The organism is Chryseobacterium sp. C3 (assembly GCF_014218905.1).
Classification (GTDB): Bacteria; Bacteroidota; Bacteroidia; order Flavobacteriales; family Weeksellaceae; genus Chryseobacterium; species Chryseobacterium mucoviscidosis.
Map to the genome: position 1 here is coordinate 401,687 of NZ_JACLCU010000003.1, position 14,541 is coordinate 416,227.

Consider the following 14,541-nt stretch of genomic DNA (forward strand, 5'->3'; position numbering starts at 1 on the left):
TTGAGCTGCGATAAGGTTTTCATAGTAGAGAATTTTCATGAAACATTTATCAAAAAACAGAGGCTGTCCATTGGGACAGCCTCTATAATTCATGCTTTGAGTATGGTTAATAAAATTTACTTTTTAATTGCTTTGAAAGTCTTTTTAGATCCATCCTTCATATCTAAAGTAATTAAATACATTCCCTGCTTTAATTCATTTAGATTAACCGATGATTCAGGATTAGCAATGGTTTTAATTAACCTTCCTGCAACATCCGTCACATAAACGGCTTTCACATTAGAAATATCAGATACATTCAAAATATCCGTAAAAGGATTCGGATATACTTTAATTTCGTCCTTCGTACCGGATAATTCGTTTGTGGCAAGCGGAGCGGTTACAATGAATGAATAATCAATAATTTCTCCCCTTGAGAAACCTAAACAAGGATCCGTTGGTGCACTGTTGTTGTAATTGATCAGAACCCTCATTCTGTAAGTTCCTACAGATGTATTTGCAGGGATGGTAAGTGTTGCACCGCTTGTCGTTGTAGTATAATTTGTTGTTGCAAACAGCTTTTCGGAAGCATCAAAAACATTATTCTGATTTAAATCTACCCATACAGCAACCCCAACCGTAGGTCCTCCCGCTGTTATCGAAATAGGAATAACCGTATTAGACGTAGATTTTGTAATGGAAATATTATTTGAGCTCATCAGATTCTTATACCCAAAGGTTGCTGCGCTGTTTGCCGTTGCAGAACTGTAAGCCATATTGGTATTCGCTGTCGTGGATGTAAATGAGCTGATCCATGAATTCTGATTGGAAGTTACCGGAGTACAGTAATTGCTTGTATAGAATCTTGTTCCGCCTTCCCATGCACTGTTATCAGTCGCGGTACATTTAGCTCTTGCCCATACGTAGTAGAAGGTATCACTGGTTAGTCCTGTCAGGTTAGCAGTTGTACCCGTTCCACTTGTACTTACAGAATTTGAAGCATTTAAAACAGTTGTCGCTGTCGGTGGTGTATTGGTGGTACTGTAATAAACATCATACCCTACTCCAACCGTAGAAGAAGGTGCAGTCCAGCTAATCGCAGCTCCGTTAGCTGAAGTGGATGCTACGGTAATTAATGTCGGATTATCGCAGCTTGGAATAGGCTGAATATTAATATCATCAATCCCGATTCCTCTGTAAGTTCCTCCTACACCGTGTCTAAACGCAAGATACTGATCTGTTCCCGCCGGAATATTTACCGTATACTGAGCCATAGTTGACGTTAAAGTAACCGCACTGATCTGTGTAAAAGTAGAAGCATCAGCAGGATTGCTTAACGTTCCCACCTGAAGCGTATAGCCTGAAGATCCTCCCGCAGCCATGAAACGAACCCTGTTTGCTCCGTTTGAAAGGGGTGTAATTTGTGGTGAAACCAACATTCCTCCTGCTGTAGTAGCTGTATCATTATATAAATAGTAGCCATTTGGAGCAGAAGAATTATACGATGTATTTACATAGCCATATCCCGCCCAAGACGACGGTTCTAAATATCTCCAGCAGGTAGGCGCATTTGTATTGCTGCTGCTTCCCGTAGCTGTAGTGTCGAAATTTTCAGACACAGGAAGAGAGGTTACAGCCGGGCAAACAGTTGTAAAACTTCTTTCCGTACAGTTTAAAGAGTTTTGAGTTGCCGTATATGCTCCTACGGACCAATAATATACCGTACTGTAATTGAGAGAAGTAGGCAACGTGTATGTGGTTACATTTCCTACATCAAAATTATTAAGCACATCATTTCCGCCCGGCGTTGTTCCTATTCTCAGTTTGTAGCCTGTAACTGCAGACGAGGAAGAAGCCGTCCATGTAAAGGTAGGTGTAAGCGGAACATTAATGGCAGATGCTGCAGGCGCAGACTGTGCAGGACAGATAGAAAGTGTAGTAAATGTTCTTTCTGTACATCCTGTTGATGAAATCGTAGCATTATAGGCATTAACCGTATAATAATACTTTGTGTTATAAGTTAATTCTGTTGGTAAAGTATATGTCGATACATTTCCTACATTCAAATTATTTAAAACATCAGTTCCTCCTGAAGTGGTTCCCACAGATAATCTGTATCCTGTAGCTTCCGGATTTGCCGTCCATGTAAATGCAGGCGTTACAGAAACTCCTGTTGCCGCCGAAGAAGGCGCAGAAACTGTAGGACAGAAGGTTTTCGTCGTAAAAGAAGATCCTGAAACCCAAGAACTCTGCTCTGAGGCAGAACAACGGGATCTTACCCAAACATAATAAGTTGTACTCGGCGTTAAATTGGTTATTGTATACGTTAAGCCTGTTGCTCCCACAACATTGGGCGTTGCAGCAGCGGTAGGCGCTGTATTCGTCGTGCTGTAATAAATATCAAATGCCGGTGCAGGATTTGCCATTGCCCAGTTTACCGGAGCTGTTGTAGACGTAGTTGTTCCGGGAGTTACAGAATCCGGGAACATACAAGGAATGACAGAAATATTTACATTATCAATATAAATATCATTGCTTCCATTGTCTCCTATAGCCATAAATCTTACAATCGCGGTCGGACTGCTCGTTCCCAAATCTGCATATTTGGTAGCCCATGAAGCAGAAATACCCTGAGTAGAACCTACCTGATTGAAAGTGTTTCCGCCATCCGTAGAAACCAAAACTTTTAAAACATCAGTTCCTGAAGTATTCTGATAATCGTAAGACAACAGCCTCGATCCTGTTCCTGAGGATAAATTGATATACAAATCCATATATCCTGAAGCATTGATCGTATTGTACGAATGGAATCTTGCTGCCGGAGCTACACCCGGTGCTGCAACAGCAACGTTTCCTCCTAAACTTGTCCATCCTGTTGTACTTGCGTAACCACTTACTGTAATGTCACTTGCTCTCCATGAATTATCTCCTCTTGAAGGCCAGGTTCTCCAATAACCGGCATTAGGAAGATCTCCAATTGAATTTCCGTTTTCCCACGTACTGAAACTTTCGGTAAAAGGAATAGAAGCATAATTTACAGGAGCTGCAATCCATGTTCCCGGAGAATAAGTAAACGTAAGACCGGAAGCAGGTACAGTTGTAGAATTGGTAGTTCCTAAAGTAACCGAATCTGTACTTCCGGTTCCTATAGAAGTTGCCGTCCAGTCTGTTCCAACTCTGTTGTTGGTATCAGAAGCTTCTGATCCTCTTATTCCGACCTGTCCCGTTAATACTGCAGTACCGGAAACACAATTTCCGTAGACAATGCTTACATTATTAGAAGTTAAATCCAACTGAATCTGGAAATTAAGCAACTGCGCAGCAGATGCTGTACTTCCCTGAAGATCTTTAAACTGGACTATAAATTTAGAACCAACTGTTTCGTAGGAAATTTCAGAAGTTGTAGTATTGGCATTTTTAAGATTGACTGCAAAACCGGCAAATGCACCTTCGTAAGGAGTCGTGGTATCTGTAGAAAGCCCTGTGTAAGTGGCCGCCAAAGCTGGTGTTCCAAGGGTTACAAAACCATTATTGCTAAGGTAAACAGCATTATAAGATTTACCATTGAATTTAAAAGCTGATGGTAAACTAATTGCAGCAGAAACAGCATCCGTTCCTAAGGTGGCTCCCGACTGCCAAACTGTTCTGGAGGCTGAAAGCGGTGTGTAGGTTCCTGTAGTCTGCGTAAATCCGTAGCCGTTGTTGGTATTCGGATTGGTCGCCTGAGGCGGTCCCACCTGTGCAAACGTTGCCGATCCCAAGGCAAGAAGACACGTGAGTAGAATTTTTTTCATATATCAATAAAATTAAGGGCGGTAAAAATATAAAAATTATTCATTAAACCTATTAAAATTCAGAAATTCATCATTATTTAATGTTAAAAAGCTAAAATATTTTAATAAAAATTAAACATTCATTTGATTTTAACAGAGAAATAAAAAGTAGGTTTTTAAAGTGGATTTATGTTATGGGTTTAAAAGATCACCAAAATAAAAATGGCTAAAAATCTGATCAATAGATTCATAGCCACTTTAAATTTATATCAACGGAGTTTTAAACTTAATTCAGATAAAATTCATATTTATTTAAAAGCTGAATTTCTTTAATCAGTTCACCGCTGAGATTTACAGAATGCTTCATCGACTGTACTTCGAGATGTTCTACCTTAGAATCTTCTTCCACATTTTTCAGATAAAATTTCAGCTTCTGCGTTCCCTGATTTCTTTCTAAAACTTTTCTGAAAAAGTTAAGATCTTCCGGTCGGAAATCCATGACATCCATCACTAAGGAAATACTTTTTGCAAATCTCTCAAAAGCTTCCTGAAGCTCTATGACGTCTGTAACATTCACAAAAACTCTTCCGTCTTTTACCTGAGCAAATTTAATCTTGAAAATTACAAACCGCTGAACCTCCAGTTTTTCTTTCAGCTTCATATAATCACGGTCTCCCAGTCGGAAAGAATAGGAACCGGAATAATCTTCCAGTGTTACAAAAGCCACTTTTTCTCCGCTTCTGAAGCCATCTTTTACCACATATTCAGTAATCAGACCGGCAACAGTGTATTCTTTTCCGCCGCCACCGTTTTCTCTTTCTTTCTGTAATGTTTTCCAGTCTTTTTTCTTCTCTTCGAATAATTCTTCCTGCTTATTTGCAAAAGCCTGTTCTTTATAAGCATCTACCTCATCAAGATTCAGGAAGTGGAAAACACCTTTTGGTTCTGCTTTTTTGGTGACTTCTTCAATGAGTTCCTCTTCTTCACCCGCAATGACATCATCGGAAACAATTTCCGCAAGTTCAGATACATCTTCAGGAACGTCCTGCTCTAAAATCGGAACCTCATCAATTACAATTTTCGATTCGTCTTCTTTTTCCAGAACAGATTTTTTGGAAAGACTTCCCTGTATAAACTGAAACTGGTATTTGAATTCGTCCAAAGGATGCGCAGAAAGATAGAATCCTATGGTTTCTTTTTCCTTATTCAGCTTATGCATATTCGGCCATTCCGGACAAGGAGCCAGTTTGGGCTGTTCAATCTGAACTTCCTCTGCAAAATCCGCAAAAAGAGAATGTTCCATTTCATTTTTACTTTCCTGAAAGCTCTGTCCGTAACGGATCAGTCTTTCGAGATTGGTTCTTCCCGCCATATCAATATCGAAATACTGGCCTCTGTGGAAATTGTCGAGTTCATCAAAAGCTCCTGCCAAAACCAAACTTTCCGCTACTCTTTTATTCATCTGTGAAGGCAGAATTCTTTCAAAGAAATCATAGATATTTTTAAATCTGCCGTTCTGTCTTTCTCTTGTAATGGCTTCACTCGGACCTTCACCAATTCCTTTAATGGCTCCCAGACCAAAACGGATCTGTCCTTTTTCGTTTACCGAGAATTTATACTGAGATTCGTTCACATCCGGTCCCAAAACATCAACCCCCATACTTTTACAGTCTTCCATGAACATGGTGATGGAATCGGTGTTGTTAATGTTGTTACTCATCACACTCGCCATATATTCTGCCGGATAATTGGCTTTCAGATAAGCGGTCTGATACGCAATAAATGCATAACACGTAGAGTGAGACTTGTTGAAGGCATATTCTGCAAAGGCTTTCCAGTCGTTCCAGATTTTCTCTAAACGTTCTTCGTTGAGGTTATTTTTTCTTCCGCCTTCGATGAATTTCGGGTACATTTTATTAAGAACATCGATCTGCTTTTTACCCATCGCTTTTCTCAGCGTATCTGCTTCACCTTTAGTGAAATTTGCCAGTTTCTGGGATAAAAGCATTACCTGTTCCTGGTATACGGTAATTCCGTAGGTTTCCTTTAAATATTCCTCTGTTTCCGGTAAATCGTAGACGATTTCTTCAATTCCGTGTTTCCTGTTGATAAAATTCGGGATGTATTTTATCGGACCGGGACGGTACAATGCATTCATGGCAATAAGATCGGCAAAAACCGTAGGTTTCAGCTCTCTCATGTACTTTTGCATTCCGGGACTTTCGTACTGGAAAATCCCGACTGTTCTCCCCTCTTTAAATAACTGATAGGTTTTTGTATCATCAAGCGGGATGAGATCGGGATCAATATCCACTCCATGCCTTGCTTTTACAAGTTTTAAAGCATCCTTGATGATGGTTAAAGTTCTAAGCCCTAAAAAGTCCATTTTCAGAAGTCCTGCACTTTCCGCCACCGAGTTATCGAACTGCGAAACCAGAATATCGGCATCTTTTGCCGCAATAGTTACCGGAACCAGATTACTTACATCTTCCGGTGTAATGATAACCCCACAAGCGTGAATCCCTGTATTTCTGATGCAGCCCTCCATTTTTTTAGCACTCGCCAAAACACCGTGACGCGCGTCATTCGGGCTGTCGAGAACGTAGCGCATTTCGTCAACAAGCTGTTGTTCTTCAGGTTTTAATTTATCGTATTTTGCTAAAGCTTTCGCAATATTCATTCCCGGTGTGGAAGGAATTAATTTTGCAATATTATTCGTGTCCGGAATCGGAACATCCAAAACCCTTCCCGCATCTTTAATCGCAGATTTCCCTCCCAGAACCGAGTAGGTAATAATCTGGGCAACCTGCGTCTTTCCGTATTTATCAACTACCCACTTGATGATTTTATCTCGTCCTTCATCATCAAAGTCGATATCGATATCGGGCATGGAAACCCTTTCCGGATTCAGGAATCTCTCGAAAAGGAGATCGTATTTAATAGGATCAACATTCGTAATTCCGATACAGTACGCTACTGCAGAACCTGCCGCAGAACCACGACCGGGACCTACCCAAACGCCCATTTTACGGGCTTCGTTACAGAAATCCTGAACAATCAGGAAGTAACCGGGATATCCTGTATTGGCAATAACTTCCAGTTCGAAATCCAGACGTTCTTTTATCTCATCTGTAATTCCTGTTTCTACATATCTTCTTTTTGCCCCTTCATACGTCAAATAGGTAAGATAAGCCATCTCACCACGTTTTCCGCCATCAATATCGTCTTCGGGATGAATAAATTCTTCCGGAATATCAAATTTAGGAAGGAGAACATCTCTTTTCAGTGTGTAAGGTTTGAACTTTGCGAAAAATTCTTCATATGCTTCGAATGCATCGGGATACGTTAAAAACGCTTCCTTGATTTCATCCGCCGTTTTCATGTAATATTCTCCGGTTGCAAGTCCTCTTCTTTTTCCAAAACCTTTTCCTACAGGCGTTGAAAGCTTTTCACCGTCTTTGATGCAGCTTACAATATCCTGAATATTAGAATCGTCTTTATTGGTATAGAACGTTTCATTCTGCGCTAAAATTTTAACATTATATTTATCGGCAAAATGCAATAACACGTCATTTAAATGCTCTTCTTCCGGCAGTTTATGGTTCTGGATCTGAACATAAAAATCGTCTCCGAAAGTATCTTTCCACCATCTGAAAAGCTCCTCCCCTTTCTGTTCCCCCGTATTTAAAATGGCATCGGGAATATCTCCATGAATTCCTGAAGTTAAAGCAATAACTCCCTCTTTATATTCGGCAATCAATTCCCGGCTGATCCTCGGAACTCCAAAATAAAATCCTTTAAGAAATCCGATACTGGATAGTTTGGCTAAATTTTTATATCCGTTAAAATCTTTTGCCAGTAAAACAACCTGCGTTCTTCGGTCGGGATCATCTTTGGTAAACTGCTTCTGCTCATAACGGTCTGAAATATAAAATTCACATCCCACCACAGGAATCAGAGGTTCTGAAACAGGTTCCGGCTCATTAAATTCTTCACCTTTTTCTTCCGCTTCCTGTTTTTTAGCCAGATATTCTTTATGCTTTTTCGCACGGTCGCCATTGGCGCCTTCTACCGCCGTAACAAATTTAAAAGCACCCATCATATTTCCCAGATCCACCATTCCGACGGCGGGGAAATTATCATCAGTTGCTTTTTTAATTAAATCGTTAATGCTTGTGGTAGCCGTTAAAGTAGAGAAAACACTGTGGTTATCAAAGTTGAAATATTTTCCAAGATCGATCTCATCAATACTTCCGAAGTCCTGCTGTTTCTTCTTGTTGTGAAAATCCGCAACCTGCCTTCTGATAACAATATTGAAAGGTTTTATCGGATCCGGATACAGCGTTTTAAAATACGCAAGCTGATCTTCCGAAGTTTTCAGTACTTCAGCAGGAATCACCCCGATTCTCATCATTTCGAAGAAAACCTGCGCTGTTGCATTTACGTCGGCAGCGGCGTTGTGCGCTTCATCAAATTTATGACCGTATAATTTTTCGTAAAGTTCTTCCAGCTTCGGAGCTTTGTACCTTCCTCCTTTTCCGCCTCCCAACTGACAGAAATCTGTTCCCAGAATCATCGTATCGGCTTTTGGCTTTTCCTGAAGGTTGTCTTTAATATTTTTACGGTAAAATTCGGCTCCCACAATGTTGTAATCGAACTCCACATTGTGTCCGGAGACTACTCTTACTTTTTCTAAAACTTTAGAAAATTCATTTAAAATTTCTTCGAGATCACGACCTTCCTCATTGGCGATTTTTGTAGTGATCCCGTGAATTCTCGCGGCATTGAAGGGAATATCATACCCTTCCGGTTTTATAATATAATCCTGATTTTCAATTAATGTTCCGTCATCTTCATGCAACTGCCACGCAATCTGCACCATTCTTGGCCAGTTATCTGAATCTGAAAGCGGAGCGTTGAAATTCTTCGGTAAACCTGTGGTTTCTGTGTCAAAAACTAAATACATGTAATTTTTCTAGCTTTTATTAAAAAGAGAATGTAAAGTTACTTTATTTTTTTGAAGGAGTGTGTGTTTTAGAGCCATTTTAAGAGAGTTTGTATTTTCAGGCTATTTACATTTAAAAAGAAAAAAAACATATTTATTATATAATTTTAAGATTCATTAAAATTATACATAATCATACAAAATATTATCAATTAATTATGTGACTTAATGAGTTTTACATATATTTGTCAACTAATTATTTGTAATCATTAAGTGGCATGAAGAGAAATCTAATCTTGATTAGTACGTTGCTTTATCTTTCAACGTATGCGCAAAAAAACAATGACAATTTAAAAAGAGAATTTGAACAGCAAAAAGTTGAGAACGAAAAAAAGTTCGATGCCTATGCTGAAAGGGTATATGGGAAAAATCCTGACGCAAAAACGAAGGAAAAAATTGATTCTTTAAAATCCCATCTTGGAGGATTTAACTTTGATATTCCTTTTTTTTTGCAGGAACAGGATACAAGACAATTAATGAATTCCAATTCCGACCAGTTGAATTTGTCTGGAGGAGTTGCTGGCCTTACTGGTGCTTTTAACGGAGAAAATATAAAGTATACAGTATTTGACGGCGGAAGAATATACGAATCTCATACAGCTTTCAATAATGCAACAGGAAGAATTACCAATAAAGAGGCCAGCACACAAAGCTATTCTGACCATTCTACAGGCGTAGGAAGTTTCATCGGCGGGAAAAGTGTTAATTTGTCCAGCGGAGGTGTTGCTGTAGGGAATACTAAGGGAGTTGCTGTAAATTCAACAATGGATAGCTATATGTTTAGTACAACCACTTTACCCGGTGATACTTCAACAAGCAATGTTTTTCAAAAAATATTGGTTTCTCAACCTAACATTTCTAACCACTCATATGGGGTAAATTCAGGATGGACAGAAAATTACGATAATAATGGCAATATCAGTTCTTATGTTTACAATGGTTCTAAAGCAGGAAATACATTCTATGATCTTCAGGGTACTTATAATACCAATGATTATAATTATGATATGCTGGTAAACAATAACCCTTCTCTTATAATTGTAAAATCCTCGGGGAACTATTTTAATATGGGACCAGGTAGTGCTTCCTCAGCCATTCCAAAATATTATTCCTCCTCAAGCGGTCCATTAGCATTCAGTTCCAGTGATACAATCCCGCCTAACAATTGTTCTCAAGGATATGATTGCATAGGAACAGGATCTTTGGCAAAAAATATTATTGTAGTAGGTGCTACAGATATAATTAGTACCAATAATTTCCGATACACAAGCGCAACTGATGTTGTACATTCCGACTATAGCAGTGCTGGTCCAAGAGATGACGGCGGAATAAAACCGGACATCTCCACAGTTGGAACAGATGTTTTATATGCAGCCACATCCGCAACCGGTAGTAACACATGGGCAGCAGGAAGCGGCACATCATTTTCCGCCCCTATTGTAACGGGAATTATCGGACTATGGACTCAGATATATAAACAATTATTCAATAACGCTTTACTAAACGCGGCTTCAGCAAAAGTACTTACCATTCATTCTGCATCTGAGGCCGGAAATATCGGACCTGATCCATGGTTCGGATGGGGCTTTATTAATGCTAAAAAAGGAGCGGAATTATTGGTAGGCAAATCTAACAATACTGTTTTCTTTGCAGATGAAACGCTGAACAGCGGAGTTAAAAATAGTAAAACACTTACTGCAACCGGAAGCGAACCCTTAAAGGTTACCATCAGCTGGATCGACCCTAAATATACTCCTAATTACCAATTTGTATCTGATGTTTTCAATAACAGAACATCTAAACTGATTAACGATCTTGATCTGAGAATTATAGATCTTACTACCAATACGGTGTATTATCCGTGGAAACTTGATGCTAACAGTCCTTTGACCCCTGCAATAAAAGCAGATAATACTGTTGATAATGTTGAGCAGGTTGTAATAGACAATCCTATTTCTGGCAGAAGCTACAAAATTGAGATTACAAATAAAGGAACACTAGTTAATGATTCGGGAGTTGCGGCTCCACAGAACTATTCCATCATGGTAACAGGACAAACACAGTCCTCATTATCAACAAGCGATATTATAAAAGATAATGGAATAATAATAGCTCCGACTCTTACAAAAGATTATGTAAAAGTAATAAAGTCTCCTAAGAGATCAACATATAATGTATACGATCTTTCCGGGAAAAAACTTAAGAGTGGAACCATTAAAAATGAGGAAGAAAGCATTGATCTGACTTCTTACATCAAAGGAATATATATCATAGAGGTTAAAACAGACAAGGATACTGTTTCTAAAAAAGTAATTAAAGAATAACCACGATGTTATTTCAATAATAAAAAATCTTCAAAACACTAACGCTTGTTAGTGTTTTGTTTTTTTGTTTATCTTTGCTTTCTATGGAAAATACACTTCACGAAAAGGTTTCTCAAGATATATTACTCAAGGCTTATAACCATATGATGCTTGCCAAAGCAATGGCGGATATTTATGAAGAAAACAGAAATGTCTGTAAATATGTTCATAGTACATCAAGAGGTCATGAAGCCATTCAGTTGGCAACAGCTTATCAGTTAAAAAAAGAAGACTGGGTTTCTCCTTATTACCGGGACGAAAGTATACTTCTCGGGATTGGTTTTGAACCTTATCAGTTGATGCTTCAGTTACTGGCAAAAGCCGACGATCCTTTTTCCGGAGGTAGATCTTACTACTCTCACCCTTCCAGCAGAGACGAAAATAAACCTAAAATTATTCACCAGAGTTCCGCGACAGGAATGCAGACCATTCCTACAACAGGAGTTGCGCAGGGAATTAAATATATTCAGGATTTTGAATTACAGCAGTTTGAAAACAATCCGGTTGTAATCTGCAGTCTGGGCGACAATTCTGTAACGGAAGGTGAAGTAAGCGAGGCTTTACAGTTTGCTGCTTTACATCAGTTGCCTATTATTTTCCTTGTTCAGGATAATGAGTGGGGAATTTCCGTAACCAAGGAGGAAGCAAGGACGTGTGATGCCTATGATTTTGTAGCCGGTTTTACAGGTTTAAGCAGAATGAGAGTGGACGGAACTGATTTCGTGGAAAGCTTTGAAGTAATGAAAAAAGCGGTGGATTTTGTAAGAACTGAAAGAAAACCTTTAGTGGTTTGCGCAAAAACAGTTTTAATTGGTCACCACACATCCGGAGTACGAAGAGAGTTTTACAGAGACGAGGAAGATTTAACCAAACACAGAGCGAAGGATCCGGGAAATATTCTAAGAAATCATTTGATTGAATCCGGAGTTGATGAAGAATTATTAAAACAGATTACGAAAAAAGCCCGTCTTGAAGCGGAAGAAGCTTTTGAAAAGGCTAAAAACGCAGAAGATCCGAAGCCTGAAAGTGTAATGAATCATGTTTTCGCACCAACTCCGATTACGGAAGAGGTCGGAACCAGAGAACCTGAAGGCGGAGAAAAAATTGTGATGGTTGACGCTGCAATTCACGCGATTCAGGAGCTAATGTGGAAACATCCGGAAGCTTTGCTGTACGGACAGGATGTTGGGGAAAGAATCGGAGGGGTTTTCCGTGAGACGGTAACGTTAGGAAAAAAATTCGGAAGCAAAAGGGTTTTCAATACCGCGATTCAGGAAGCTTATATTATCGGTTCTACAGCGGGAATGAGCGCAGTAGGATTAAAACCGATTGTTGAAGTTCAGTTTGCTGATTATATTTATCCGGGAATCAATCAGTTAATTACAGAAATTTCAAAATCGAGTTATTTAAGTCAGGGAAAATATCCTGTAAGCAATATCATCCGTGTTCCAATCGGAGCTTACGGAGGTGGCGGTCCTTATCACAGCGGAAGTATTGAAAGTATTTTAGCGAATATCAAAGGGATTAAAATTGCTTATCCGAGCAATGCGGCAGATTTCAAAGGTTTATTAAAAGCAGCTTATTACGATCCGAATCCTGTGGTTATGCTTGAACATAAAGGATTGTACTGGAGCAAGGTTCCGGGAACGGAAGATGCAAAAACCATTGAACCTGCGGAAGATTATATATTGCCTTTCGGAAAAGGAAAAGTAATTATTGAAGCGGATAAGGAAGAAACCGAAAAAGGCAGAACTTTATTGATTGTCACATACGGAATGGGCGTTTACTGGGCAAAAGAAGCAGCGAAAAATTTCAACGGAAGAGTTGAGGTTATCGATTTAAGAACCCTGATTCCTCTGGATGAAGAACTGGTTTTTGAGAGAGTAAAAGCGCATGGAAAATGTATCGTTTTAACGGAAGAGCAATTGAATAATTCTTTTGCGGAAGCTTTTGCACACAGAATTTCGAAAAACTGCTTTAAATATCTTGATGCACCGGTAGAAACGATGGGTTCTCTGGATGTTCCTGCGGTTCCAATTAATTTGGTGCTTGAAAAGGAAATGCTTCCGAATGCGGAAAAGCTATCCAATAAAATTGAAGATATGCTGAAATATTAATTCAGTTTAAAATAAAAATGTAAGCCTCTAATTTTTTAGAGGTTTTTTTGTGGCTTAATTTCTTATATTTATGTACTGTTAGCAAAAGGTTTTTTAAATTCTGTTTCAAAAATATGGTATCTGTTTTGCTTAGTCTTTTGCTGATTCGAAATTAAATTGCACAAATATGATTACAACAAAATACGTCAATTACAGACAGGTTCTCAATTTATCAGGATTTCATGTGATTCTGATTTCAATCTGGTGCACTTTAATTGCTGTGCTTTTTCACTTTTTCCATTGGGACTGGATGATTATTCCCTGGGTTCCGGTAGCATTGATTGGTACTGCGGAAGCGTTTTTAGTTGGTTTTAAAAACAACCAGGCGTATGACAGGTTGTGGGAGGCAAGAAAAATTTGGGGCGGAATCGTTAATTCCAGCAGAATGCTCGGATCGATGGTATATGCTTTTCATACTTCCAATGAAGAAGCGGAAAAGTCTGATCTGGAAGACCGAAGAAAAAAGATTGTTTTCCGTCATATTGCATGGCTGTATCAGTTAAGGGAACAACTCCTGATTCCTACTGAGTGGGAACATATTAAAGTGGAAGAAGACCAGCTTAAAAATGTAGACCATAAGCGTAACCGACTGATAAAAGCAGGTTTTCCGGATTACGGAAGAACGCCAATTTTCCTGAATAAATATTTATCTGAAGAGGAAACTGAATTGCAGTCTCAGTATAAAAATTTTGCGACTTACCTTATCGCTCAGCAGTCGAAAGATGTAAATGAGCTTAAAAATATGAGTGCGATTTCTGATTTTAATCAAAAGCAATTGCAGGATTGTCTTAATGAATTCTATACATTGCAGGGACAGGCGGAAAGAATAAAAAAGTTTCCTTTGCCAAGACAGTTTGCAAGTACTGCTTTTATTTTTAATATCATTTTCATTATGCTTCTTCCGTTAGGTTTGGTGAGTGAATTTGCCAAATTGGGAGACTGGGGAATCTGGGTCTCGATTCCGTTCTGTATTACGATTGGCTGGATTTATATTATTATGGAGCTGGTTGGAGATTATTCTGAAAATCCTTTTGAAGGTCTGATGTTTGATATTCCCATGCTTTCGATCTGCCGGACGATTGAGATTGATCTTCTGCAAATGACAGGAGAAACGGATTTGCCTGATCCTATTGCTTCTAAGAATGGGGTTTTGGTTTAATTGATTCTTTTCAATTGATCGTAAGACCGCAGTTTAGCCCCGATTGCAGCTTTGTCTGAGCTCATTTTCAAGGATTTGGGGTTGCGGCGGCGAAGCCGCCGCAACC

Annotated in this window: 5 protein-coding genes; 3 read left to right on the forward strand and 2 right to left on the reverse strand. The window is 39.0% G+C overall.

All coding sequences use genetic code 11. The features are described 5' to 3' along the window. Positions 1-116 precede the first annotated feature (116 nt). On the reverse strand, positions 117-3,773 hold the full coding sequence (locus H6W53_RS08960) for a GEVED domain-containing protein (RefSeq protein ID WP_185206210.1): 3,657 nt from the start codon (positions 3,771-3,773) through the stop codon (positions 117-119). A 265-nt stretch (positions 3,774-4,038) separates the two neighbouring features. After that, on the reverse strand, positions 4,039-8,718 hold the full coding sequence (gene dnaE / locus H6W53_RS08965) for a DNA polymerase III subunit alpha (protein ID WP_185206212.1): 4,680 nt from the start codon (positions 8,716-8,718) through the stop codon (positions 4,039-4,041). A 257-nt stretch (positions 8,719-8,975) separates the two neighbouring features. Here dnaE and H6W53_RS08970 point away from each other — a divergent pair, with 257 nt between their 5' ends. From H6W53_RS08970 to H6W53_RS08980, 3 genes are all read left to right on the forward strand, one after another. Beyond that, a complete protein-coding gene (locus H6W53_RS08970) occupies positions 8,976-11,081 on the forward strand; it encodes a S8 family peptidase (RefSeq protein ID WP_185206214.1) in 2,106 nt (701 codons plus the stop codon). A gap of 83 nt (positions 11,082-11,164) precedes the next feature. Then, entirely contained in the window at positions 11,165-13,237 is a 2,073-nt protein-coding gene (locus H6W53_RS08975) for a thiamine pyrophosphate-dependent enzyme (protein ID WP_185206216.1), read from the forward strand. Between the two features lie 166 nt (positions 13,238-13,403). Next, positions 13,404-14,435 (forward strand): bestrophin family protein, encoded by a 1,032-nt coding sequence (locus H6W53_RS08980; protein WP_185206218.1) that lies wholly within the window; start codon positions 13,404-13,406, stop codon positions 14,433-14,435. Positions 14,436-14,541: the final 106 nt, after the last annotated feature.

Bases quoted from the DNA above. Each gene is read 5' to 3' on its own strand.
- H6W53_RS08960 (WP_185206210.1), bottom strand. From the start codon at position 3,773: ATGAAAAAAATTCTACTCACGTGTCTTCTTGCCTTGGGATCGGCAACG.
- dnaE (WP_185206212.1), bottom strand. From the start codon at position 8,718: ATGTATTTAGTTTTTGACACAGAAACCACAGGTTTACCGAAGAATTTC.
- H6W53_RS08970 (WP_185206214.1), top strand. From the start codon at position 8,976: ATGAAGAGAAATCTAATCTTGATTAGTACGTTGCTTTATCTTTCAACG.
- H6W53_RS08975 (WP_185206216.1), top strand. From the start codon at position 11,165: ATGGAAAATACACTTCACGAAAAGGTTTCTCAAGATATATTACTCAAG.
- H6W53_RS08980 (WP_185206218.1), top strand. From the start codon at position 13,404: ATGATTACAACAAAATACGTCAATTACAGACAGGTTCTCAATTTATCA.